Raw genomic sequence first — 24,042 nt, 5'->3', positions numbered from 1 at the left:
AAATAACCTCCCATCAGATTTTTTATTTTTCAGTTGGTTGCAATTTGTAACCAACTGCGCTCGGGCCGAATTGTCGTCCAGTTGCTGCCAATATTTGCCTACGGAATTGCAAGGTAGTGAGGTTTTTGCTTTCGTTATACTAACAAAGGCATGGTGGGAACGGATGAGTACATCTGCGCTAGGGCGCTTTTCTTTGTTCTAATCGGTATTACTCTTTCTTTAAATATTTGTTAATCAATTTCATCAGCTTCTTGCTGTCCATAGGTTTCGAAATAAAATCATCACATCTATATTTCTGGGCCAATTCATTATCCGCTTTAGTGGAATATGCGGTTTGAGCAATAATAGGTAATTTGGGGCAAAATGTTTTTATTTTTTCCGTTGCTTCGTATCCATCCATTATCGGCATTTTAATATCCATTAGAACAAGATCAATGTTTGTATTCCTCATACAAATATCTATTGCTTCCTGCCCGTTTTTTGCACGTATTACATCAAGTGGTATACTCTTTTGTTTTTTAAATATAGTTTCAATGTAGAGAAAATTTGTTGGTTCGTCTTCTGCAACAAGAATTGTGAAATTACCACTTGCTGTGGTTTTGTCCATTTGGGGATTAATAGATAAATATTTGCTATCAATTTTTGCCGGTTTGTAAGGAATCATAACATAAAAAGTAGCGCCTTTGCCTTTTTCAGACTCTACTGTAATGTCACCACCAAGTAATTGGGCATTTTCTTTGGAAATAGATAAACCTAAACCTAATCCGCCATATTTCCGGGACATTGCTTTTTCTACCTGCGAAAAACGTTCAAATATAATTTCCTTGTTTTCAGGAGAAATGCCAATACCCGTATCTTTCACATATATTACTAAATTATCTCGTTCTACGTAGTATCCCATTTCAATAAACCCTTCATTGGTGAATTTTAGCGCATTCTCCAGCAAGTTGCTTATTATCTTATTTAATTTAGCCGTATCAGAAATGATATGGCTCTGGTTATCAGGCAACCCATTTTTTAAATGAAGGGGAATGTTGCGTTCTTCCGATTTAAGACTGAAAACTGAAAAAAGCTCCATTAATAAATCATTTAGGAAAAAAGGCTCTTCAATAAGGGCTATTTGCTTTTTTTCAAGGGTGGATATTTCAAGTATGTCATCAATAATTCTTAACAATTGTTGACTGCTATTTTGAATAATTTTTGAGAAATAACTTCTTTCTTCAGGGGTCGTATCTGGGCTATTAAGAATATTCGAAAAACCTATTATGCCATTCATTGGGGTGCGTACTTCGTGGCTCATGTTGTGTAAGAATTCAGTTTTCAGTTGATTTGCCTCTTTTGCTTTTTCAAGGGCCAATCCCAGTTCATTGTTTTTGTTCTGAAGCTCTTTTGTCTTTTGCCTTACTTCTCTTCGAAGCAGTAGAATAAATGCAGAAATTATAAGAAAAACACCCAATGCTATGAGACCAAGCCAGAATATGTATTTAGGTATTAAGGGTTGGGCATGTAGCCAACGGTCAGTAGATGCATAGTACTCTGAATCTGGATCATTTTTGAGTTTAGCAAGTTCCTTATCAAAAGCCTGAATCAATAGAGGATTGATCTTTTTTGAAAAACCAAAATGAAGTTCGTCATGATGAAAAGTTATTCCTGTTGATATTAAACTTTTATCATAAAACTTAGAAAAGTAAAAAAAACGGTCAGCAATAATTGCATCTATTTTGTTGTTTTTTACTGCTCCCATGAGTTGCTCAAAGTTGTCATAAGCATGAAGTTCAAAGTCAACAGTAAAATCCTTTTTTGCAACGGTCCTAAAATACTGTTCCTCCGCTGAACCTTTAATCAGTCCAATTCTTTTACCATTTAGGTCTGAAAATGAGTTTATTGCGGTTTGATGTTTCGAGAATATCTCAAGCCAAGAGCTACAAACAGAAATATTGTTAAATAGGAATAAGGAGTCTCGGTCAGCTGTACGCGCCATATCGGGCAAAACATCTATTTCTCCTTTAGTAAGCTTGTTCATAAGCTCATTCCAATTGCCCTTGACGTATACTACTTTCAGGTTTGACTTTGCGGCAATAGCATTGAGAATGTCAATGAAAATACCATTGGGCAACCCTTCTTCGTTAGTAAAAACCTTTGGTGGATTTTCATATATACCAACTTTTATTGAGGTTGGTAGTTTGTCGGTCTGTGCATAAAGGCCTATTTGTGTGAATGAATAAATCACAAAAATAGTTAGCCGTAAACTTAATCTTCTCATATTATAACACCATCTCTGTTATTACTGGCTCTAAAAGGTCTTGTATTTGGTTGGCGGGTGAATTCAAAACTTGCTTGTATCAAGCGGCACTTTGTATCGAATACAACCCTTTTGTAGACCATTGAAACTTTTAGTGGTTATGCCTTGTTTTTGTTGCAGTTTTTTATTCAGAATCAATCGTTCCTTGGTTAAGGTCTTCAAATCAATGGGAGTGCCTTCAAGTCTAATTGCTGGTTTATTCAACTTTTGACTTGCTTCCCCACATGCAAGTCCCATTTTAAATCCCAAATTATTTTGAGTTGTGAGATATACATTGTCATGTTCCTTGACCCATAGAGGAAATAAATCACCACTTTTGTATTTGCTAATTCTTCTTTCATCCAAACGTCTCCTTTTCAATGTGCCTTATGGTTGTTGTTTGCAATCACATTGAAGTGGAACTGTCAAAAGCGCATGAGATAAGCCATCTTTCTAATCATAAAAGCCATTGTCTATACCAATTAGCTGGCAAAGTAGCTCGTTTTTTATTCCATTTTCAATACGATTTTGACAAAGTAACCCATGTGTCTGACAGAAATTTGAATGTAGCGATATTGTTCATATAATCTGGGTTTAACATCATACTTGCGATGTGAGTTAGTCCATATTTAAAAATGCTTTTGGGCAGATTTCCGTGCTTCTTAATCTTGATCAGTTTTATGTAATGATGCAAATAATTACCTCTCAGAATACTTGAAGGTTGGCTTCAGCGCGGTCACCCACAATAATCCGTGCACTTAGCCCAGCCGGAACAAAGCGAGGAATCTTAATCCTAGGCTTTCTGTGTCAGCGGTATTCGGCCAGCAGCTCACAAACCTGGTTCATGGGCGTAAGCTAGCTGGTGTATCTCTTATTCGGTGCCAGTATCTTTAGGTTTTGCTCCGAAGGTATTTCAATGTTTACGCTAAGTCGGTCGGCGTAGAGTCCTGCCTCGTGCACCAGCTCCCGGCTGGCACCGGGAATGGCCTTTAGGTGAATGTATCCGTTGTAGCGATGGGTGAGGCGGAGCTCTTTAGCCACGCGGGTAATGCGCTCCATGGTGTAGTCGGGGTTGCACATAACTCCTGAACTCAGGAAGAGCCCTTCAATGTAGTTGCGTCGGTAGAAGTTAATGGTGAGGTCCACTATTTCCTCCACCGTAAATGCCGCGCGCTTCACGTCGTTGCTCCTCCGGTTGATGCAGTATGCGCAGTCGTAAATGCAGTGGTTGGTCATGAGAATTTTGAGGAGTGAAATGCAGCGGCCGTCCTCGGTAAAGGAGTGGCAGATACCGGCCTTGGCAGCATTGCCCAATCCTCCGTTGCTGTTGGCTCGGCTGCTTCCGCTGGAGGAGCACGAAACGTCGTACTTGGCTGCCGCCGAAAGGGTGTTTAGCTTATCGAGAAGTTTGTCGGTCATGGCTATTGTTTTTTATCTCTTTCGGTATTGATGTTTTTTGAATCTACGCTATCGCTTCATTCTTGGGTCGGGCTTTATTTCAAGCTTGGCCATTTTGTCAACGGTAATGCTGGGATGGCCGAACTCCTCGGTAACTATTCCCTGCAGGAGGTAAACGCCGGGACCCTTAAATGGCCAGTGCAATGAGGTGTTGGGAAAGTGAAGCGTATCGAAGTGCTGCCCCTCCACATCAATGAAGGTGCCGAAGTGCATTAGCTCGTTTCGCTTGGTTTTGGTGTATTTTATGTGAACCAGCGTGCCGAGCATTTTTACAGTGCTTCCCACGAGTTGAAGTAGGTCTTTTGCTCGTGGTCCACCCCGGAACGAGGTTTTGAGCAGGTCGAACCAGGTGAGCGTTACGGGAAATCCCAGCAGATCGATTTCGTCGAATACGTCCTCCAGCTCCGTTTGCTCTAGGTTGGGTAGCGTAAATTGTTTCTCTGGAACGTAGAATAGGCTTTTTGCTTGAGGCTCCAGCTTTCTCTTGTCGAGCAGTGCGTAGGCCTCCCACAGCAGCGTGGCCTTGGTTTTACCCGTGAAGCGAAAGGCGTTTATGCGAATAAGAATGATGAGCTGCTCAATGCCCGTGTTTACGCGTTGCACAAAATCGGCTAAACTTTGGTAAGCACCATTTTTCTCCCTTTCATCGATAACTCTTTCGGTCAGAGGTGATTCCAAATTGGCAATATGGATGAAGCCCACATATATGTCGTTCCCGTAAATGCAGGTTTTGTAGGTGCTCTTGTTCACACACGGAAGGTTAATGGTGGCGCCCCACCTACGAGCCTCGTTGAAGTATATCCATGTGCGGTAAAAGCCACCAAAGTTGTTGATTACCGCCACCATGAACTCCAACGGATAGTGCGCTTTTAGGTAGAGGCTTTGGTAGCTCTCCACGGCATACGAGGCTGAGTGCGCCTTCGAAAAGGAGTAGTTGGCAAACGATTCTATCTGTCGCCATACCTCCATTGCCACCTCCTTAGGTCGCTCCAGCTGCTCGGCTCCATTAAAAAAGAGGTTTTCAATGCGCTTAAGCTCTCCCTTCGAACGAAACTTGCCGCTCATGGCCCTGCGTAGGATATCGGCATCGGCTAGGTTGAGTCCGGCAAAGTGGTGGCATACCTTTAGCACATCTTCCTGGTATACCATTACGCCGAATGTTTCGCTGAGCTGAGCCTTCATTACCGGATGGTTGTACTTGAATCCGTTGGGGTTGTGAAAGCGGAAAATGTATTCGCGCATCATGCCGCTTTGGGCCACTCCGGGACGAATAATGGAGCTGGCGGCCACCAGCGTAAGGTAGTCGTTGCAGCGCAGCTTCTTTAGCAAACCACGCATGGCCGGACTTTCCACATAGAAGCAGCCTATGGTCTCACCGCTCTTCAGCTGCTCCTTTACCTTATCATCTTTCTTGAACTTTTGGATGCAGTGCACGTCTATGTCGTCGCCTCTGTTTTGCTTAATGATTTCGGCAGCCTCTTTGATATGACCGATTCCTCGTTGGCTGAGAATGTCGAACTTTTCGAAGCCGATATCCTCCGCAACATACATGTCCCACTCGGTGGTATAAAAACCCTTTGGGGGCGTTTCAAGAGAGGTGTAGGTGGTAATGGGTTCCTCCGAAATAAGTACACCCCCTGCATGAATGGAGCGGACATGGGGAAAATCGACCATCATACCTCCAATGGTAAAAATTCGCTGGGCAATGTGGTCCATGTCCTTCTGTGCTACCTCACCATCGGCTATTTTGTCAACCTCCTCCTTGGGCAGCCCATATACCTTACCCAGTTCTCGCACGATAGAACTTCCTTGAAAGGTAACACTTGCTCCTAGTAGCGCAACGTGCCGCTTGTCGTAACGTTGAAATATGTAACTCTGAACCTTGTCGCGGTCCTTCCAGCTGTAGTCGATGTCGAAATCGGGGGGAGATGAGCGATTGGGGTTGAGGAAACGCTCAAAGTAGAGATTTAGCTCTATGGGGTCGACGTCGGTAATGCGGAGGCAGTAGGCTACAACGCTGTTAGCACCACTTCCTCTTCCCACGTGGTAAAAGCCTTGCGACATGGTGTAACGAATAATGTCCCACGTGATGAGGAAGTAGGCCGAAAACCCAAGTTTGTGTATAATCTCCAGCTCCTTTTGTACTCGCTGCGTTGCCTCCATGTTGCCTTTTCCGTAGCGGTATTCTAAACCGTCGAAGGCCAGCTTTTCCAGCAGGAGGTAGTCGTCGTAGGAGTTGTCCGTAAAGTTTTTTTTGTTTTTATTCCCTTTTAAATCGAGCGATACGGAACAGCAGTCGGTTAGCAACTCTGTGTTTTCGAGCAGCAGAGGAAGTTGGGCAAATCGTTGCCGGAGTTCATCCGTGCTTTGAGGCGTTTCGCTGGGGGAGGCCAGCTGGTTTGGAGTAAGTTTGCTCAGGAGCGTGTTGTGATCTATGGCTCTCAGATGTCGATGCAGTTCATACTCCATGGCATCGGCAACGGTCACTGGGGCAAAGGCCACCATCTTCTGAAGTTCACGCTGGGTGGTTGTGGCTAATACCCGGTTTACATCGGTGGGACGAACGTTTATGAGTTCCCCATCGCGTAGTGTTGCCGTGGCATGGGAGCCGTAAGGGTAGAGCACAAATGCATTCTGAAACCGATAGTTCTGGGCTGTTTCCATGTTCTTCTGCTCCTTGCACTGGGTGAGCAGCTCGTTTATCTCTCTGAGTCCGTCCTTATTTTTTGCGATGGTGGTATACAGCAGCTTGTCGTTATCCCTGAACTCGGCCCCGGCAAGGGCTTTTATTCCATTTTGCTGGCACAGCTTGTAGAAGTCCATCATCCCTTGTGTGGTATTAATGTCGGTGAGGGCGAGGCTCTCCAACCCCTGTGCCTTGGCCAGTGCCACCAGCTGCTCTACGGGTAGTGTTCCGTAAAGGAGGGAGTTGTATGATTTTGCTATCCACATTTTGTCAGGGGCTTAATGGTTTTGGGGGAGATGTGATACCGCTCGCCAACCGAACGGCTTTAACGCTGAAGCGATGGCGTAGGTAGTCAAGCGACTGGTAGAGGTGAACCATTTCGCTGGTGTCCTCAAACAGGTCGAGCTGCTGCGTTCCCTGAATAAGGCCGCTCAGCTTAACACCAATGAGCCGGATTAGCAGGCGACGCTGGTATAGCTTCTCAAAGAGAGCCTCCACTATGGGTCTCACCTGATGGTCGAGTGAGGTGTAGGATATCTGCTTCTGCATGGTGTAGGTGTTAAAGTCGGAGTAGCGCAGCTTTACGGTTACCACCGAAGCCAGCCGTTCGTCGCGGCGAAGTTCGTAGCAGAGCTTTTCGGTCATGCGCACCAGCTTGGCGCGGAGCATGGCAACGTCGGTGGTGTCCTGTTCAAAGGTGGTTTCGGTGCTGATGCTTTTGGCTTCGGAGTAGGGCTCCACCGGAGTGTTGTCGATGCCGTTGGCCTTGCGCCATATCACTATGCCGCTTTTACCCAACACGCGCTCCATCATATCGGGTGAGATGTTACTCAGCGTGTCGATGGTTACCACCCCCATGGAGCGCAGCAGCCTGAATGTTTTATCGCCAATGCCGGGAATGCGTGCGATGGAGAGTGGTGCAAGGAATGGTTTTACCAGCGGAAAGGGGACGTCCTTTTCGCCGTTGGGCTTGGCCTCTCCGGTGGCAATCTTGGCCACAGTCTTATTTACGGAGAGCCCAAAGGAGATGGGTAGCCCGGTTTCCTGTATGATGCGTTGCCGGAGTTCGTGCATCCATTTGTTACAGCCAAAGTAGCGGTCGAGCCCCGTGATGTCGAGGTAGTGTTCGTCGATGGAGGTCTTTTCGTATAGCGGAGCCTTCTCTGCAATAATCTCGGTAACCATGCGGGAAAAGTGGCTGTAGCGGTCCATGTCGCCACGGATTACCACCGCATCGGGGCAGAGCCGCAGCGCCATCTTCATGGGCATGGCCGAGTGAACGCCAAAGCGCCGCGACTCGTAGCTGCAGGCAGCCACCACGCCCCGGTCCGAAAGACTTCCCACTATTACGGGCTTGCCGTTCAAATCGCTTCGCAGCAGTCGCTCCACCGACACAAAAAAGGTGTCGAGGTCCATGTGCGCTATGTGGCGGTCGGTCTCCATTTTTATCTAGGAATATAGGTGTTTGGCATTTAGGTTGACTTGGATGTGAGTTTCTATCGGATAGTGCTTCTTCGTCAAATTTTCAAATTATTTCATCCTCAAATTCTCAAATCATTTTATCTTTGCTTAGATAATAATCAATATTGAGATTACAATATAATCTAACTAAAAGCAAAAAGCAAGATGTTTTTTAGTTCGAACATGAAATTGTTGAGGAAGAGAAGGGGCAAAACGCAGGAGGAGCTGGCCTCTATTCTGGGGCTCAAGCGTCCTACGCTCAACAACTACGAAAATCGTGTTGCCCAGCCCACCATCGATGTGCTCATCTCCTCGTCAGCCTACTTCAACGTCTCCATCGATACGCTGGTGAAGGTGGATTTGGAAAAGCTGTCGGAAAGCCAGCTGCGGCAGCTGGAGCGAGGGTTCGATGTTTACCTAAAGGGGAGCAACCTGCGGGTGCTTACGGCCACCGTGGGCAGCGACAACGAGGAGAACATTGAGCTGGTACCCGAAAAGGCTAAGGCTGGCTACCTTGCGGGCTTTGCCGACCCGGAGTTTATTAGTCGGTTGCCGGTATTCAGGCTTCCCTTTCTGCGGAGCGACAGGAAGTATCGCACGTTCCAAATCAGCGGCGACTCCATGCTGCCCATTCCCGACGGAGCCTTTGTTACCGGCGAGTTTGTGCAGGATTGGACCACCATCCGCAGCGGCGAAGCCTTTGTGGTGCTCACCCTCGACGATGGCGTGGCCTTTAAGGTGGTGGAGAACCGGTTGGAGGAGAGTGGTGCCTTTCGCCTTATCTCGCTTAACACCTTGTATAAGCCCTACGAGGTGAATGCGTCCGACGTTAAGGAGATGTGGCGCTTTGTGCACTACATTAGCGATGAACTTCCGGCGGGTAAGGTGGAGCGCGAGGAGGTGCTGCAGGCCATCGATAAGCTGCAGCGCGACGTGGCATTCATTAAGGGGAAGATGGAGTAGGAGGTGTGGCCGTTTTTTTTCGGTTTCAATCCAAGCGGGATGGCGTGCTTGTAGGAAGCGTATTGTGAAGGCATGTGCGACCTCATTCGGGGTCGAATGTTTTTCTGCTGTGGGTGTTCTACAAGCATTTGACATGGTGTAGAAACCAGGGAAAATATATTGGATAAAGTTGGTTCCAAACTCGAAAGTATTTTCTAATTTAGTATTAATATTAATGTTGTTGAAATATAAGAAGCGAAGCTTTGCATTCTTATTATCAAAATATCATTTAATGGCTAAATAATGAAATCAAATATATTTAAATACCTAATATTTATTGCATTATGGCTGTCAGGTTGCGCCACGGCCAAGCAAAAATTACTGTATAATACTTGGGTTCGAGTTAAAGTTGAAAAGAAAGATGGCAGTAGATATGTTGAAAGAAATGGAATGGATACTATCCAGACTATTTTTCATATTTCTCATAGTCATATTGGTATTAATTATAATGATTCATACCAATGGATGGTTCCGTTTTCCTTTATTGGGGATTCAATTCTTAAAACCAATGTTGATCTCTATAAAGTGAAATCGGTTAATGATACGAGCTTGGTTGTCTTAGTAAATGACGACGGAAGCCCTGATGATAAAGTTAATAAGTTTATCTTTCTAAAGGAGAAGAATTACATCGACTATATCTTTTCTAATAAGTTGGTTGAGTACGAAAATGATACAGTAGTTCGGTTGAGCAAAATATTTCTTCCATTTTATACTGGAGTTTGGCAATATCTGATTGATACCCGTTTCGGATCGCGTAATTACAATGGATATATAGGAATGGAGGCAATGCTGGATTCATTTGGTGTGTGTAATCATGTAAGACTCATTGACAATAAAAACATTCCAGATAAAGTTGTCGCTAAAATTTTGAAAATAATAAAAAACAATAATTCATGGAAACTTTGGCCAGTTAATCGAAAGATATACTATAAAGTTGATTTGGTTGCCTTCTTTATTTCCGAAGCTTCACATAAAACTGCTGGTGTCAAACTCTTTGCACTTAAATTTGATCCTAATTTTGTTTTTAAAAAGTCAAAACAACTTGCTTATAACGACATCCTGTTGTCGAATAAGTATTTTAAGGAGGGTGTAAATTATGCGAATAGTAGCGAGTTAGAAAAGGCAGTTTTGTCTTTTTCTAATTGTATATCCATTGATTCTCTATACGTTGATGCGTATTACGATAGAGCTTATGTTTACTATAACCTTAATCAAGTAGATAAAGCATGTTTAGACTGGTCGTTTTTGGATAAACAACTTGGTCAGAAGCCTGCAGAAAAGCTATTCAATGAGCGGTGCATTAAATAGTGTGCTTTAACAATTAGGGATTGATTAGCCTTTTTATTCCTTATGTGGAATTGTAAATATTTTCTGCAAACCATCATTTTTTTGTTTCTATAAAGCTGGCAATATCCTCCACCAACCCCGACTTCAACGGCAGTTCCGGATTTTTGTAGGTGGCCATGTTTTGCTGAATGTCGGCGGTGGCCTCCTTCATCACGTGGTTCATGTTGTCGATAATTAGCAACTTGGCGTCTGGTTTTGCCTGCGATAGCAGCTTGGCATCCTCCACTGAGACCTGAATGTCGGTGGTGCCTTGGATGATTAGAACCGGGATTTTCAGTTTGGCAATCTCCTGTGTGGGATTGTACTTTATCCACGAAATCATATATGGCTGTACGCTTTGGCGATAAAGAGGAGCCAATGCGGGGCTTACATTCGAAACGGTTTTGCCGGCTCTGAGGCTGTCGAGAATCTTGTTCGACTCATCCATCAGCTGGGGTGGAAGTTTGGTTTTGAGCTGCTCCTGCAGAATTTCATCGGCTGGTTTTCCTGCACCGGCTATGGAGATAAAGGCAGCAACCTTAGCTCTTTCTGCAGCAACCATTCCTAAAAGCGAACCTTCACTATGTCCCAATACTATGATTTTCGAAAACCGCTTATCCGTTTTTAAAAGCGATATCCAGCCAACCACATCGTTGATGTAGGTGTCGAATCGAAGGTCGCTTTCGCTGGTCATAGCCGCTTTGCTCTCACCAATTCCTCGCTTGTCGAACCGGAGGGTGGCAATGCCCCTTTGGGCTAGTCCTTCGGCCAGCATCTTGTATGCGTTGGTATGAATACCCAGCGGTGAGTTGCAGTCTCTATCGGTGGGGCCGGAGCCAGGAACAATTAGCACAACAGGAACGAGCTTCGGGCTGTTGGGCATGGTGAGCGTGCCAAAAATGTCACCTGTTGATGTTTTTAAGGTTATAGCCGATTGGGTAAATGTGGAATCTACCTTTTCCTGTGCAAATAGCCCGATGGATGACAGACCGAGCAGAATAGTAAGTGCTAGATTTTTCATTTTGTTTGATTTAAAAATGGTTGGTGACAATGCTATTCAACACACAACAACCAAAGGTAAGCAGGTTCTTGAATTAATAGGTACGTGTTTCTTCAAAATATTTGACCTCTCCGAGGTTGTTAGGTCATGTCATTCTGGAGGGTGTTTCAATTTTTGTCTGAGGTATTTACGGCTAGTGTAATCTTCTGATTTTTTTATTCTTTTTTCAATCCCGGAGTGATTGCATGTTTGTAGAAAGCGTTCGAGAATGAATGTGCGACCCCATTCGGGGTCGAATTTTTTTTCTGCTGTGGATGTTCTACAAACATATAACCTCTCCGAGGTTAAGGGATAATTTCATTTGACATCTTTTTAGGTCGTTCTTTTGTTCTTTATTTTAATGTATTTATGCCCTTCGGACTTTTGCCTTAAAATTAATGCATTGGTTTTAGAAAGTCAATGCGTGCGATTTTTATGTTGTTGAAAAACAATTATTAACAACTCGTGGTCAACCTAACTCTAAAAACCACTTTCTCTGAATGGAATGTTGTTGTTAACCTAATACCTAACTTTATGCATAAAAAAATGCCGGAGCAAATCCGGCATCTCTTTTATAATTACTCTACCACGGGAAGCCACCCTTTTCGGGTAATGAGGCCCTGCCACATGGGATCGGGAATAACGAGCTCTGCCTGTGCCTGCTTGGAAAGGGTGGTGCGGATATCGTGCTCTTGACCCTCCTTTACCTTGGTTAGCCAGTCGGGCTCCATGAGCAGCTCTCGCCCCAGTGCCACTAAAGGAATGCCGGCATTTAGCACGGTTGTTACCTCCTCCGGGTTGTGGATGGAGCCAACACCAATAACGGGAATCCTGTGGCCAACATGGTTGTGGATGAGCAGTGCCCGCGGGGCCGTGTCGTCGCTGTTGCGCAGCGAGCCACCAGCGTAGCTCATGGTGGAGATGTGCAGGAAGTCGAGCTTTGTCGATGCCAGCGCATTGGCCAGCTGCAGCGTGTCGCTTATGGTTATTCCCGGCTCCTCCACCTCCTCGGGTGAAAGCCTGTAACCTACGGCAAAGGGTGCTTTGGCATGCTTTGCTGCTGCAGCTGTTACTGCTTCAACTATTGCCAGTGGAAAGGCCATTCTCTTTTCAATGGAGTCGCCCCACTTGTCCTCCCTGCGATTGGCATGCGGCGAGAAGAACTGCTGTAGCAGGTAGGTATTGGCACCATGAATCTCTACGCCATCGAAGCCAGCTTCGATTGCTCTACGAGTTGCCTCTCCAAAGGCAGCAATGGTTTCCTCTATCTCCGCTTCTGTCATAGGGTGCGGAATGGGGGCATTGCCGTAGGTGGCTGGAATGTTGCTTGCGCTTAGCACCCTACCGTTAGGCACCTCCTCGGGTGGAGACATTCTTCCCCCATGGTAGATTTGCAGAATGGCCTTGGCACCATCCTTTTTAATTGCCTCGGCTATCCTTTTAAGGCTTGGAATCATGGTGTCGGAGTGAACACCAATTTGTCCGCGAAACCCCTTTCCGTGAGGAATAACATAGGCGCAAGCAGTCATTATGGTGCCGGCCGCCTTTGAGCGCCGAGCATAGTAAGCTACCTCTGCATCGGTGGCTGTGCCATCGGAATTCCCCGAGTAGGTGGTCATGGGAGCCATCACAATGCGGTTGGGCAGCACCAGCCCGGAGTGGGGTAGGGTGATGGGGTGAAAGAGCGCTTGGTATTTGTTGTTAATCATCGTTTTATATTCAAAATTTAACTGTCGTTTTTAGAGTTGTTATTACGCGTTTACGAGCTTCATGCCAGATGCATCGTAGCGTTCGCCATGAATGTTCTTCATAACGTTACCAATGCGGCTAATCTCGTCGTTGGTAAGCGATATGTTGACGGCTGCGATATTTTCCAGTAGGTTGGCTACCTTGGTGGTACCTGGAATGGGAACCACCTCATTGCCCTGAGCCAGCAGCCATGCTAGCGCCAGTTGCGATGGCTTACACCCCTTGTCGGCGGCAATTTCCTCTACCAATTTCAGCAGCTGTAGGTTTTTATCGAAGTTTTCACCCTGAAAGCGCGGCGAGAAGCGTCGAAAATCGTCCTTTGGCAAATCATCAAACTTTTGGAATCGTCCGGTGAGGAATCCACGGCCCAGCGGGCTGTAGGCTACAAGGCTTGCACCAAGTTCGCGAATGGTTGGTAGGGTGGTTTGCTCTACGTCCTGCGACCAGAGTGAGTATTCGCTTTGCACGGCGGTGATGGGGTGAACGGCATTAGCGCGGCGAAGCGTTTCTCCTGAAATCTCCGAAAGACCAATGTAGCGAACCTTTCCCTCCTTAACCAGCTCGGCCATCGCGCCAACGGTCTCCTCAATGGGAGTGGACTGGTCGACGCGGTGCAGGTAGTAAAGGTCGATGGTTTCGCGACCTAGCCGCTTAAGGCTGGCTTCACAGGCCTGCTTCACATATTCCGGCTTACCGTTAATACTCCGGTTAACCGGGTTTTGCTTGTCGCGAACAATACCAAACTTGGTGGCGAGAATTAACTTGTCCCACATGCCGTTAAAGGCCTTGTGCACCAACTTTTCGTTTTCTCCGTAGCCATACATATCGGCCGTATCGATAAAATTTACCCCATGTTCAATGGCAGTGTGCAACGTTTTTATCGATTCTTTCTCGTCGGCTTGCCCATAAAAATCGGACATTCCCATGGCACCAAGGCCAATGGGGAAAACGTTGAGCTTACTCTTTCCTAGTTGTCGTGTTTTCATAGCGTAAATATTTTTCTGTTAAACAATCCTTACTCGATTTCGACTAACGACTTGCCCATATTTTCTCCTTCGAATAGTCCCATAAATGCGGCGGGCAGGTTTTCGAAACCTTTGGTTATGGTTTGTTGGTAGGTTAGCTTTCCCTCACTAAGCCACTGAGCCAGCTGCTTTACACCCTCGGGAAACCTTGCTGCATAGTTGCTTACGATGAAGCCCTGCATAAGTGCGCTTTTCTTTAGGATTGTGGGTTGTAGCCTTGGTCCAACCGGCATTTCGGTGCTGTTGTAGAGCGATATTTGTCCGCAGACAGCTATCCTTGCGCCCTTGTTGATTTGCGCCATTACCGCGTCCGAAATTTCGCCCCCCACATTATCGAAGTAAACGTCCACACCGTTGGGACATGCTTGAGCCACAGCCTCGGCAATGTTTTTGGTGGTTCGGTAGTTTATTACCTCATCAAACTTCAACTCTTTTTTGAGGTAGTTGATTTTGGCATCGCTGCCTGCTATGCCAACTACGTGGCAGCCTTTTAGCTTAGCAATTTGACCCACAACCATGCCTACCGCACCAGCTGCACCGGAAACCACGACGGTTTCGCCTTCCTGCGGTTTACCAATGTCCAGCAGACCAAAGTAGGCCGTAAGTCCGGGCATTCCAAGTATGCCAAGGTAGTAGCCAAGTTGAGCAACTTCCTTGTTTAGCTTGGTTACCTTTTCGGCAGGCACTGCCTGTACCAGTTTCCACTGTAGCATGCCAATCACTGCATCGCCGGGGCTAAATTGTGGACTGCGACTTTCAACCACCTCTGCAACTACTCCGCCTTCGATTGGCTTTCCAATCTGATATGGTTCAATGTACGATTTTGCATCGCTCATTCTCCCACGCATGTAGGGGTCTACCGAAATGAACCTAGCCTTTAGCAGAAGTTCACCGTTGTTTAGCGTTATGGCAGGTGCCTTTACTATTTCAAAGTTTTCGGCCGTGGGCTTACCCACTGGTCTCGATTTTAGCAATATTTCTCTATTCATTGTCTGTTGTTTTTGTGATTAGGAGAGGAGAGTTAATTCTACCTCAATGTTGTTGCGTGTGGCTTTGGAGAAGGGGTAAACCTTGTGTGCCGTCTCTATTAGTTTTTATTAGCAGTTTGGACGAAAGGCCAAGGCCACCCTCCTTAACGCGGTCAAGCGTTATTTCTACCGCCTGTGGCGGTGGCAATTGCGGTGTATTTTTTTTTCTGAGTTTCCATATATGTTGAAATTTTTAGAATGAACAAATATTCAGTGATTGTGAAATTTTTTTAGGTTTTAATGGCGTCCCAAGAAGCCTCAAAGGCCATGTTGATAGCCTCGGCACTCAGCTCTTTACCCGATTTAATGTAGACACGAGCTACGTATATCATCGGAAAAAGCGAAAAGGCAAAGAGCATGTGGCGGCATAGTGGCTTAATAATACCTTCGTGTTGACCGCGCTCCCACAGGTCGAAAAGCGGCTGCACTGACTTGAATCCAACTTCTCGGCTGGCGTCGGTAACCATTGGGGTATTGTCGCACTGCTCCAGGAAGGCGGCCTCCTCCGGTTCACTCAGTTTGTATTGAAGAATGTTTCTCCAGATAGTTTCGAACCCCTTTTTTACGGGTGCTTCTTGGTTAAAACCTTGCAATGCTTTGCTCGCAAACTTATTTTTCAGTTCTCGGTAGAGCGTGTTTATCAGGTCTTCCTTGTTCTGAAAGTAGAGGTAGATGGTGCCAGCGGAAATACCTGCATCTGTAGCAATTTTCGACATGGGTGCCGCGTGGAACCCGTTGTTGTTAACCAATCCTAGAGTGGCTTTCAGTATTGCTTCCCGCTTGTCTTCCGTTTTTTGCCGTACCATTTTGTTGAGGTTGATAATGCAGAAAAAACAAAGAGAATGAATGGTTGTTCATTTACGTTTTGATATTTCCTTTATTTGTGCATAATTTTTGTCACTAGCATGCAGGTGTTGCTTTGGCCTTGTGGATGTAGCACCATGGCACCTTTGGATTTTCTACGAATCGGTTAATATCTTGTATTTGGATGATTCTTGATTTTGTTAATTTAATAACTTGCCTTTGTAATCACAAAGTAAAGGAACCATGAACCTATTGATATTGGGAGGAGCTTCCTTCGACTCCATCGTTTACCTCGATGAATTTCCAGAACCCATACCGCAGACCATTCACGAGTCGGTGTTTGTTGAAACGGTTGGCTCTACAGGAACAGGAAAGGCTGCCAACTGCTGCTACCTTGGTTTTGATACCACACTTCAGGTGGTGCTGGGTAACGATATGTATGGCCAGCGGATAAAGAATTTTTTGGGTTCAAAACCCATTTGTGCAATTTACGATATCGACCCCAACGGAACCGAGCGACATGTAAACATTATGGATAAGTTAGGACGAAGGATTTCCATTTTCGTAAATCCAACCTCCAATGAGCCACCAATCCGTTATGCCGACATGGAGCCTGAGATTAAAAAGGCCGATGTGGTGGTGCTCAACATTGTGAACTATTGCCGCAACTACATTCCCTTCCTGAAAAAGCATGGGAGTGAGGTTTGGACCGATCTGCACGACTACGATGGTGTAAGCAGCTACCATCACGATTTTATTGAGGCTTCGGACTATATCTTTATGAGCTCCGACAATCTTCCCGACCATAGAAAAACCATGGCCGCGATTATGGCCAAGGGTAAGCGGTTGGTGGTGTGCACGCATGGTAAGGCAGGGGCAACACTGCTCACTCCTGAAGGGACGTGGCTCGATACTCCTTCTGTGAGCAAGTATCAGCTGGTGGATGCCAATGGTGCCGGCGATGCCTTCTTTTCCGGCTTTCTATATGGTTACAAGCAAAAGTATGAGCTCTCCGATTGCCTACTTCTGGGACATATCCTTGGAGGCCTTTGCATCTCCTCACCCCATATTGCTGCCGACGGTTTAAGCGTTGCATTGGTCGAGAAAGAATTTGCAGCGTTACAAAGAGCCAAATAGAACGGATTTGTGCGATGAGAGCATCGGTATAAAAAAGAAGCCGCCCCAAAATGGAGCGGCTTGTCTATCTTATGTAATCAGCAATTACTTCTTTCTTGAAGCTCTGATGGACGATTGAGCTGCAGCCAAACGTGCAATTGGCACGCGGAATGGTGAGCAGCTAACGTAGTTGAGTCCGTTCTTGAAGCAGAACTCTACCGAAGCAGGGTCACCACCTTGCTCGCCGCAGATCCCAACCTTAAGGTCGGGGCGAGTGGAACGGCCCTTTTCAACACCCATGGTGATGAGCTGTCCAACGCCGTCCTGATCAATGGTCTGGAATGGGTCAGCAGCCAACAGCTTAGCATCGAGGTAGTGGTTCATAAACCCGCCAATATCATCGCGGCTGAAGCCAAACGACATCTGAGTAAGGTCGTTGGTTCCAAAGGAGAAGAACTGGGCGGTTTTAGCCATACGGTCAGCAAGTAGGGAAGCGCGAGGAATTTCAATCATGGTACCGTAGAGGTAGTGAATTTCCTTGATTCCAAACTTGGCAATAACTTCGGCATATACGCGGTCAACAATCTTCTTGGTGAAGTCGAGCTCAGAAACGTCGCAGGTTACAGGAACCATAATTTCTGGCTTTGGACTCTTGCCTTCCTTCATCAGCTCGGCAGTAGCCTCAAAGATAGCTCTTACCTGCATTTCAGAAACTTCAGGATAGGTAACGCCAAGACGAACACCACGGTGACCCATCATTGGGTTACTCTCGTGGAGTGCTTCACCGCGCTTAGCAATGGCATCAACAGAAATGCCAAGAGCCTTAGCTAGCTCAGCCTGCTTTTCAGCACCTTGAGGAACAAATTCGTGAAGTGGTGGGTCGAGCAAACGGAAGGTTACTGGCAGGGTATCCATAGCCAACAGCGTAGCCTTCATATCCTTCTTAACAAATACTGAAAGCTCGTCAAGCGCAGCACGACGCTCCTCAACGGTAGAGCTGAGAATCATCTTGCGGAGCAGGAATAGAGGTTGCTCGGCACCTTCACCGTAGAACATGTGCTCGGTGCGGAACAGACCGACACCTTCGGCTCCAAAATCGCGGGCAATCTTTGCATCAACAGCAGTATCGGCATTGGTGCGAACACCCATCTTGCGATTCTTGTCCACCAACTTCATGAACTCTTGGAAGCGTGGGTTTTCAGTGGCATCCATGAGTTTAAGTGAGCCTTGGTAAGCGTGTCCCTTGGTTCCATTAAGGGTGAGGATATCACCTTCCTTAATAACAACGTCGGTTCCAACAACCTTTGCAATCTTGGCATCAACGTCAACGTGGAGTGCGCCAGCACCAACGATGCAGCACTTACCCCATCCGCGGGCAACAAGCGCAGCGTGAGAGGTCATACCACCACGGGCGGTAAGAATACCTGCAGCGGCACGCATACCTTCAACATCTTCTGGATTGGTCTCTTCACGAACCAAGATAACCTTTTCGCCCTTGCGGAACCATGCTACAGCATCCTCTGCTGTAAACACTACCTTACCTACAGCGGCACCTGGACCTGCAGGAAGACCCTTAACGAATGGGGTTGCATCCTTCTCGGAAGCAGGGTCGATAATGGGGTGAAGGAGTTCGTCGAGCTGAGCAGGGTCGAGACGCATTACTGCGGTTGGCTCGTCGATAAGCTTGTCGTGGAGCATATCCATGGCCATGTTGAGGGCAGCAGTTCCGGTACGTTTTCCAACGCGGCACTGCAGCATGTATAGCTTGCCATCCTGAATTGTAAACTCAATGTCGAGCATGTCCTTGTAGTTCTTCTCCAGGGTTGCTCTAATCTTATCGAGTTCTTTATAAGTTCCGGGCATTGACTCCTGCATGCTGTGCAGGTGATTGTTCTGCTCGTTCTTGGTGTCGTCGTTAAGTGGGTTTGGAGTGCGGATACCAGCAACCACGTCTTCGCCCTGAGCGTTAACTAGCCACTCACCGTAGAAAATGTTATCGCCGGTTGCAGGGTTACGGGTAAAGGCAACTCCGGTAGCAGAGCTATCACCCATGTTTCCAAATACCATGGACTGAACGTTTACTGCTGTTCCCCAATCGTCGGGAATACCTTCGATACGGCGGTAGGAAACGGCCTTCTTTCCGTTCCAGCTCTTGAATACGGCCTTAATACCACCAATCATCTGCTCCTTTGCATCGTCGGGGAAAGGTTTGCCAAGAACTTCTTGAATTTTTTTCTTAAAATCTTCACCGAGAAGTTTTAGATCATCGGCGCTCATGTCGGTATCGCTCTTGTAACCCTTGCTGTGCTTGAACTTATCGAGCATACCATCGAGTTGCTTACGGATTCCGCCACCAACTGGCTCAATGCCTTCGGCTTTTTCCATAACAACATCGGCATACATCATAATAAGACGACGGTAGGAGTCCCACACAAAGCGGGGGTTGTTGGTCTTCTTGAGTAAACCGGGAATGGTTTTGGAAGAGAGACCAATGTTAAGTACGGTGTCCATCATACCGGGCATGGAGCTGCGAGCGCCAGAGCGGCAGGAAACAAGAAGTGGATTCTCCGTGTCGCCATACTTCATTCCCATGATGTTTTCAACGTTCTTCATGGCTTCCCACACCTGAGGCATGAGATCGGCAGGAAGTTCAGTTCCGTTTTTGTAATAGTCGTTGCAGGTGTCGGTGGTAATGGTAAATCCTGCAGGAACTGGAAGTTCCAGCAAACACATTTCGGCCAAGTTGGCTCCCTTTCCACCAAGCAGATTCTTCATGTCCGCCTTACCTTCAGCAGTCTTGCCACCAAAGGAGTAAACGCGTTTTACTTGCGTCATTTTACTTGCTCTTTTAAGTTTGAATTATAGTGTGTTGTATTTTAATTCATAACGAATTGCCACAGCCTACAAAACTACCAAAAAAATTGATAAAGGTTTTTTGGTCATTTTATTTTTTTTTGAAGAAAGTGTTAATGTGCGCCATTCATTAAGTTTCAAACGTTTGAGGTTGCGTATGTAAATGGAGCATTATTTACCAACTTTTGATTGCCACGCTAGGGTTGGGTTTTGATGTTTGGCTTCATTTTGTGCCCAAAGGCAACCAGCAGGATGGCACAAAGTGCAGCAACAGTTCCAGAGATGGCAAAAACGGCACCCGGTGAAACTTTTTCCCAAATAATGCCTGCAGTGATGCTAGCCAGCAGCATGGCGACACTTGAGAGTGCTGTATAAAAACCAATGGCAGTGGCTGAATCCTCCTTGCGGCAAAGGTTGGTAATCCATGCTTTTGAGACACCCTCGGTGGAGGCGGCGTAGAGCGCATAAACTCCAAACAAAACTCCAAATTGCCACAGTTTTCCTGCAAAAGGCATTCCTAGGTAGGCACCGGCAAAAAGTAGCAGGCCGAAGACGAGCACGCGCTTCATTCCCAACCTGTCGGCCAGTATGCCCATGGGCCAAGCTGCTAACGCGTATATGAGGTTGTAGAAAATATAGGTGCCAATCATGTAGATATCACTTAATCCGGCCTGCTTTATTTTTAGAAGCAAGAAAACATCGCTGCTGTTGAACAGCGTAAAGAGCAGCAGAATGGGAATTAAGGTTTTGAAGCTGGGGCTAGCAACTTTCCAGTAGGAGAGGAACGAAAAGAAGTTCTTCCCCGATGTGGTTTGCTTGGGCTTAGCCGTGCTCTTCGACTCTTTTACCAGAAAGGTGAGGCCTACGGCCACCACGCCGGGTATAAATGCCAGCACAAAAAGGAGGCGGTAGTGACCAGGCAGTGCCGCGAGGAATAGCAGTGCCATCAATGGACCTATTGCTGCACCAAGCGTATCCATTCCCCTGTGGAAACCAAAAACTTTGCCTTTGTTTTCAGGGGTAGATTCGTCGCTCAGCAGCGCATCGCGGGAGGCGGTTCTTACTCCTTTACCAAGGCGATCCATAAAGCGTGCACCAAATATCCATAGTGGCAGAGTGAGCGCCGCCATTAAAGGCTTGGAGACGGCGCTCATGGCGTAGCCCCATTTTATGAAAGGCACACGCTGTCCAACCCTATCTGAGAGTTTGCCAAAGTAACCCTTGCTAATGCCGGCTGTGGCTTCGGCAATTCCCTCCAACAGCCCAATTAGCGCAACCGAAAAGCCAATGGATTCGAGATATATGGGCATTACCGGGTATAGCATTTCGCTGGCGATGTCGGTAAAGAGGCTTATGAATGAGACGAACAGGATTGTTCGGGTGAGGTATCGCATCGTTTTTGTTACAAAGGTAACGGAAAAATAAAAAAATGGGAGTTAGAGGAAGTTAGAGGAAGTTAAATGGAGTTAGAGGAAGTCGCAGCGGAGATCCCGCAACGGGGGGGTAAAAGAATTAGACCGAATGTAGAGACACACGATCGTGTGTCTCCAATACATCAAAAGGCAATTCATAGTATGTAGGGGCGAAATGTTTTTCTCCCCCATTTTTTACCAGCAAACCATTATTGCACGGTAAGCCCCCGCTATCAAAAGTTCCGTGCGCGAGCGGTGCACGCACAAGTGGCATAAAATTCTACCGACCTCCTATGCACCGCAATCACAACATGATTGCAATAGAAACACACCGAAATTATGAGATGATCGAAGAATACAACCGATTGCATCGCTGCACGGTATTACGCCTCCAGCGCGTGAAATAATAATAGTCCACGATTTACCACCTATGAGAAATAGCGCTACCTTTGAAATACAAATCCATATACAAATCTGGGGTAACACATCCGAATGGAATGAAAAGCCAATAATTGTTTTGGTTTGTAAATGAGTTTGGTATAGTTGCCCAACTTGTGGTGCCAATAAAAATTACTAGAGACAAAATATTGAGAAACGCTATAATAACGTAATGGAAACAATGGAGGCATTAAACTTAATTTACTATTCACCAACAGGAACAACACAAACAATTGTTAGAGAAATTGGCCACGGACTTGGCCTTTCGCCAATAGCAGAGTATAACATTTCATCAACAAAAACCGATTCTGGATTTGAGTTAAGCAATAGAGGCTTAACCGTAATTGGTATGCCTACATACAGTGGTCGCCTGCCCATAGATGCTATTGAAAGATTAAAGAAGTTTCATGCAAATAATGCACCTGCAGTAATTGTAGCTGTTTACGGTAATCGGGCTTTTGAGGATGCACTGTTGGAGCTAAAGGAGATTGCTAGCAATTCTGGTTTCAACGTAATTGCCGCGGCAGCATTTATTGGAGAACATTCATACTCAACGGTAGACAAACCTCTTGCGCAAGGAAGACCTGACAAGTTGGATTTAATCCAATGCGCCGATTTCGCTCGAAGGGTTCATTCTAAAATGATGGGGCTAAAGGGTAAAAATGAGGTTTCAGAATTAGAGGTTCCGGGCAACTATCCATATAAGGAGCGAAAACAATTGGACGAGGCAATTTCTCCCGAAACCGATTTTGCAAAATGCACTAAATGCGGAATTTGTGTTGATGCTTGCCCTACCAATGCAATTACAATAAACGATGAGGTAATCACAAATAAAGAGCTGTGTACATGGTGCTGTGCCTGCATTAAAAGCTGTCCGGTGGATGCACGCTTTTTTAACAATCCAATAATCAACGCAACAAAAGAAAGATTGTATTCCATCTGTACCGAGAGAAAAGAGCCTGAATTCTTTTTATAAATTGGTGGAATAATACTTAAAGGTGTTGGAGATGGCAAGGTTATTATAGTTCCCAAGTACATCGATACCAAAACCTTTGAGATAACCTTAGATGAGAAGTACTTTACCGAAATAAACAACGGTAAAAACGACAAGGCCGCCTACTTCTATACCGAGTAGCGGGTCACCTCAACGCTGAGTTGCTCCTTGGCTGCTGCATTGGCTGGAAAGCAGTCACCCAGCAGCGCGATGCTGGCCGGAAGAATTTTTGCCGAAACCGGCGCAAACCCCGGAACTTCGCCGTCGATATCGAGCGGAATGGCTCTTTCGCCGGCGGCAATGGTTACCTCATTGGCAGTATGGTAGTGAACCTTAGGATGAATTATGGGCTTGGCTGCACGCAGCGAGCGCATAAATCGTAGAAAAAGGAGCGCCGATACATCCTCCACCACCACAATGCTCAACGTGCCGTTGGTGATGCTGGCCTGTGGCGCAATGCCCAGCCCGCTGCCAAAGTAGCGACCGTTGGCTATGCACACGCACTTAACCTTTCCCGAGTAGCTCGTATTTTCGGCTTCCAGATAGATAGGTTCCGGTTTAATAAATAGCAGCGAGTTGATGGCTGCCAGCGAAAAGGCGAGCGTTGCACCAAGCCACGTCGACATTTTTCCTGCAGCAATTATGGTATTGGGACCAATGCCCACATCGGCAATGTTGTTGAAGTAGCGGCTGGTGCTGTGGCCGTCGTGGTCGATGTAGGTAACCACCCCAAGGTCGATTAGGCCAACCCGGTGCTGCTCTATCTGCTCCTTTAGGCGAGCAATGGACGATGGGGCTCTTAGCGTTCGGGCAAAGTCGTTGCCGGTTCCCCACGGTAGCACACCCACAATCACTCTGCTTCGCTGCTCTACCGGAGCCAGCATAACCCCGTTGATAACCTCGCTAACCGTTCCATCGCCGCCTACGGCAATAATGTAGCGAAAGCCTTGGTTTGTGGCCTGCAGAGCCAGCTGCTCGGCGCTGCGATGGCCGTTGGTAACCAAAAACTCCACCCGAAAGGCTGGCGCAAAGCAGCTGCTAACCTCCCGCCGAAACTGGTTTAGCTTGGTTTTCTTCGAGTTTACTATGAAGCAAATGCTGTTCATTGGAGCAACTTAGTGCAGCAAAGGTAGGGGAAATTGTGAGTTGTGAGTTGTGAGTTGTGAGTTGTGAGTTGTGAGTTGTGAGTGGTGAGTGGTGAGTTGTGAGTTGTGAGTTGTGAGTTGTCTTAATGAGTTAAATCTCGAATCTCAAATCAACAATCACAATTCTCAAATTTGATTTCACCGATTACCGATCTCTATTTTCATATTCCGCCCTCCGTTGCCCACTCATAAAAAGGGACTGCTAATATATTGTTGCCTCCGATC

At 46.3% G+C, this 24,042-nt stretch carries 17 protein-coding genes; 4 read left to right on the top strand and 13 right to left on the bottom strand.

Going from position 1 to position 24,042, the window contains the following annotated elements; all coding sequences use genetic code 11:
• Nucleotides 1–208 precede the first annotated feature (208 nt).
• The 5 genes from VMW01_05085 to dinB all read right to left on the bottom strand — a co-directional run bounded on the left by VMW01_05085 (nucleotide 209) and on the right by dinB (nucleotide 7,868).
• Complete coding sequence (locus VMW01_05085; GenBank protein ID HUW05612.1) at nucleotides 209–2,263, bottom strand: transporter substrate-binding domain-containing protein; 2,055 nt, start codon at nucleotides 2,261–2,263, stop codon at nucleotides 209–211.
• 63 nt (nucleotides 2,264–2,326) lie between these two features.
• Nucleotides 2,327–2,662: a hypothetical protein gene (locus VMW01_05080; GenBank protein ID HUW05611.1), complete on the bottom strand. Its 336-nt coding sequence runs from the start codon at nucleotides 2,660–2,662 to the stop codon at nucleotides 2,327–2,329.
• Between the two features lie 474 nt (nucleotides 2,663–3,136).
• The gene (locus tag VMW01_05075) at nucleotides 3,137–3,700 is read right to left on the bottom strand and encodes a putative DNA modification/repair radical SAM protein (protein ID HUW05610.1); all 564 of its coding nucleotides are present in this window, start codon (nucleotides 3,698–3,700) and stop codon (nucleotides 3,137–3,139) included.
• Between the two features lie 48 nt (nucleotides 3,701–3,748).
• Nucleotides 3,749–6,691, bottom strand: coding sequence for a DNA polymerase III subunit alpha (gene dnaE / locus VMW01_05070; protein ID HUW05609.1), 2,943 nt, complete (start codon nucleotides 6,689–6,691; stop codon nucleotides 3,749–3,751).
• Between the two features lie 4 nt (nucleotides 6,692–6,695).
• A complete protein-coding gene (gene dinB / locus VMW01_05065; GenBank protein HUW05608.1) occupies nucleotides 6,696–7,868 on the bottom strand; it encodes a DNA polymerase IV in 1,173 nt (390 codons plus the stop codon).
• A 210-nt stretch (nucleotides 7,869–8,078) separates the two neighbouring features.
• Between dinB and VMW01_05060 the strand changes: the two genes are divergently transcribed.
• Nucleotides 8,079–8,849 (top strand): LexA family transcriptional regulator, encoded by a 771-nt coding sequence (locus VMW01_05060; protein ID HUW05607.1) that lies wholly within the window; start codon nucleotides 8,079–8,081, stop codon nucleotides 8,847–8,849.
• Nucleotides 8,850–9,131: 282 nt separating this feature from the next.
• Nucleotides 9,132–10,196, top strand: a complete 1,065-nt coding sequence (locus VMW01_05055) for a hypothetical protein (GenBank protein ID HUW05606.1) — start codon at nucleotides 9,132–9,134, stop codon at nucleotides 10,194–10,196.
• Nucleotides 10,197–10,269: 73 nt separating this feature from the next.
• Here the strand turns inward: VMW01_05055 and VMW01_05050 are convergent, their stop codons facing one another.
• The 5 genes from VMW01_05050 to VMW01_05030 all read right to left on the bottom strand — a co-directional run bounded on the left by VMW01_05050 (nucleotide 10,270) and on the right by VMW01_05030 (nucleotide 15,861).
• Entirely contained in the window at nucleotides 10,270–11,235 is a 966-nt protein-coding gene (locus tag VMW01_05050; protein HUW05605.1) for an alpha/beta fold hydrolase, read from the bottom strand.
• Between the two features lie 596 nt (nucleotides 11,236–11,831).
• Entirely contained in the window at nucleotides 11,832–12,962 is a 1,131-nt protein-coding gene (locus VMW01_05045; GenBank protein HUW05604.1) for an NADH-dependent flavin oxidoreductase, read from the bottom strand.
• Nucleotides 12,963–13,004: 42 nt separating this feature from the next.
• Nucleotides 13,005–13,988, bottom strand: coding sequence for an aldo/keto reductase (locus tag VMW01_05040; protein ID HUW05603.1), 984 nt, complete (start codon nucleotides 13,986–13,988; stop codon nucleotides 13,005–13,007).
• 29 nt (nucleotides 13,989–14,017) lie between these two features.
• The gene (locus VMW01_05035; protein HUW05602.1) at nucleotides 14,018–15,016 is read right to left on the bottom strand and encodes an NADP-dependent oxidoreductase; all 999 of its coding nucleotides are present in this window, start codon (nucleotides 15,014–15,016) and stop codon (nucleotides 14,018–14,020) included.
• A gap of 269 nt (nucleotides 15,017–15,285) precedes the next feature.
• Nucleotides 15,286–15,861, bottom strand: coding sequence for a TetR/AcrR family transcriptional regulator (locus VMW01_05030; GenBank protein ID HUW05601.1), 576 nt, complete (start codon nucleotides 15,859–15,861; stop codon nucleotides 15,286–15,288).
• 241 nt (nucleotides 15,862–16,102) lie between these two features.
• On the opposite strand from VMW01_05030, the gene VMW01_05025 reads away from it, so the two are divergent.
• Nucleotides 16,103–16,996, top strand: coding sequence for a carbohydrate kinase family protein (locus VMW01_05025; GenBank protein ID HUW05600.1), 894 nt, complete (start codon nucleotides 16,103–16,105; stop codon nucleotides 16,994–16,996).
• A gap of 84 nt (nucleotides 16,997–17,080) precedes the next feature.
• On the opposite strand, the gene ppdK is transcribed toward VMW01_05025, so the two are convergent.
• Together ppdK and VMW01_05015 are read right to left on the bottom strand one after the other, a co-directional pair.
• Complete coding sequence (ppdK, locus tag VMW01_05020; protein HUW05599.1) at nucleotides 17,081–19,810, bottom strand: pyruvate, phosphate dikinase; 2,730 nt, start codon at nucleotides 19,808–19,810, stop codon at nucleotides 17,081–17,083.
• Between the two features lie 215 nt (nucleotides 19,811–20,025).
• Entirely contained in the window at nucleotides 20,026–21,222 is a 1,197-nt protein-coding gene (locus VMW01_05015; GenBank protein ID HUW05598.1) for an MFS transporter, read from the bottom strand.
• Nucleotides 21,223–21,850: 628 nt separating this feature from the next.
• Between VMW01_05015 and VMW01_05010 the strand changes: the two genes are divergently transcribed.
• Entirely contained in the window at nucleotides 21,851–22,654 is an 804-nt protein-coding gene (locus tag VMW01_05010) for an EFR1 family ferrodoxin (GenBank protein HUW05597.1), read from the top strand.
• Between the two features lie 146 nt (nucleotides 22,655–22,800).
• Here the strand turns inward: VMW01_05010 and VMW01_05005 are convergent, their stop codons facing one another.
• Nucleotides 22,801–23,778, bottom strand: a complete 978-nt coding sequence (locus VMW01_05005) for a YegS/Rv2252/BmrU family lipid kinase (GenBank protein ID HUW05596.1) — start codon at nucleotides 23,776–23,778, stop codon at nucleotides 22,801–22,803.
• Nucleotides 23,779–24,042 lie beyond the last annotated feature (264 nt).

The organism is Williamwhitmania sp. (genome assembly GCA_035529935.1).
Lineage (GTDB): Bacteria > Bacteroidota > Bacteroidia > Bacteroidales > Williamwhitmaniaceae > Williamwhitmania.
Note: the sequence above shows the minus strand (reverse complement) of the source record. Positions and strands in the feature narration are given on the sequence as shown.

Excerpts from the sequence above, each read along its gene's own strand:
- VMW01_05085 (HUW05612.1), bottom strand. The coding sequence starts at position 2,263 with ATGAGAAGATTAAGTTTACGGCTAACTATTTTTGTGATTTATTCATTC.
- VMW01_05075 (HUW05610.1), bottom strand. The coding sequence starts at position 3,700 with ATGACCGACAAACTTCTCGATAAGCTAAACACCCTTTCGGCGGCAGCC.
- dnaE (HUW05609.1), bottom strand. The coding sequence starts at position 6,691 with ATGTGGATAGCAAAATCATACAACTCCCTCCTTTACGGAACACTACCC.
- dinB (HUW05608.1), bottom strand. The coding sequence starts at position 7,868 with ATGGAGACCGACCGCCACATAGCGCACATGGACCTCGACACCTTTTTT.
- VMW01_05055 (HUW05606.1), top strand. The coding sequence starts at position 9,132 with ATGAAATCAAATATATTTAAATACCTAATATTTATTGCATTATGGCTG.
- VMW01_05050 (HUW05605.1), bottom strand. The coding sequence starts at position 11,235 with ATGAAAAATCTAGCACTTACTATTCTGCTCGGTCTGTCATCCATCGGG.
- VMW01_05045 (HUW05604.1), bottom strand. The coding sequence starts at position 12,962 with ATGATTAACAACAAATACCAAGCGCTCTTTCACCCCATCACCCTACCC.
- VMW01_05040 (HUW05603.1), bottom strand. The coding sequence starts at position 13,988 with ATGAAAACACGACAACTAGGAAAGAGTAAGCTCAACGTTTTCCCCATT.
- VMW01_05035 (HUW05602.1), bottom strand. The coding sequence starts at position 15,016 with ATGAATAGAGAAATATTGCTAAAATCGAGACCAGTGGGTAAGCCCACG.
- VMW01_05030 (HUW05601.1), bottom strand. The coding sequence starts at position 15,861 with ATGGTACGGCAAAAAACGGAAGACAAGCGGGAAGCAATACTGAAAGCC.
- VMW01_05025 (HUW05600.1), top strand. The coding sequence starts at position 16,103 with ATGAACCTATTGATATTGGGAGGAGCTTCCTTCGACTCCATCGTTTAC.
- ppdK (HUW05599.1), bottom strand. The coding sequence starts at position 19,810 with ATGACGCAAGTAAAACGCGTTTACTCCTTTGGTGGCAAGACTGCTGAA.
- VMW01_05015 (HUW05598.1), bottom strand. The coding sequence starts at position 21,222 with ATGCGATACCTCACCCGAACAATCCTGTTCGTCTCATTCATAAGCCTC.
- VMW01_05010 (HUW05597.1), top strand. The coding sequence starts at position 21,851 with ATGGAAACAATGGAGGCATTAAACTTAATTTACTATTCACCAACAGGA.
- VMW01_05005 (HUW05596.1), bottom strand. The coding sequence starts at position 23,778 with ATGAACAGCATTTGCTTCATAGTAAACTCGAAGAAAACCAAGCTAAAC.